The 663-nt window shown below is 41.3% G+C and carries 1 protein-coding gene; it reads left to right on the top strand.

All coding sequences use genetic code 11. The annotated features are described in order from the left end of the window. Positions 1-579, top strand: a 579-nt coding sequence (locus R7Q48_RS27965; RefSeq protein ID WP_318133555.1) for a TIGR04219 family outer membrane beta-barrel protein, incomplete at its 5' end; no start/stop codon positions are given. Between the last annotated feature and the right edge of the window lie 84 nt (positions 580-663).

Raw genomic sequence — 663 nt, 5'->3', positions numbered from 1 at the left:
GCAAAAGTGGGGGCAGAAGTATGGGGTGCAGATACAAAAGTTAATGAAGTAAGAAGAGATAGCAGTACAACGGGTACTTTTTACGCTGCCATTGAGCACGATGTGAAATACGTACCGAATGCACGTCTACGTTACTCAAGTGTTGATGCCGATTACATGGGCTTTGATAAACTCGATTTAACCATGTACTACCAAGTGCTAGACCATGATCTATTGCATTTTGATGCGGGTGTTACATTCAGCAATCTAAGCGATACGAAATACATTGATGCTGGTACAAATAAGCGTACTGAAGAGTTTGATGAGCTTATCTGGGCTTGGTACGGCTACGCAGAGATCCAAGTGCCTAATACGAACTTTGATGTGATTGGTGAGATAAACTTTGGTGACAACAAAGGCATCAAGAGCACGGACTTAATGGCTGGCATTCAATACCATGTGCCACTACAAGACGCTCAGTTGGCTTTCCGTGGTGGATACCGCGTGATCGATTTAGAGTCGGAAGTGTTTCTTTCAAGCTTAGGTAAAGAGTTTATCTTCGCAAATGGCTTCTTTGTTAGCGCGGAATACTCATTTTAATTCGATTCCTTTCTTCAGTTTTAAAAACGCCACGATATAAGTGGCGTTTTTTTATACCACTTCATTATATCTATTCGAATTTCT

It is taken from the genome of Vibrio sp. 378 (assembly GCF_033339435.1).
Note: the sequence above shows the minus strand (reverse complement) of the source record. Positions and strands in the feature narration are given on the sequence as shown.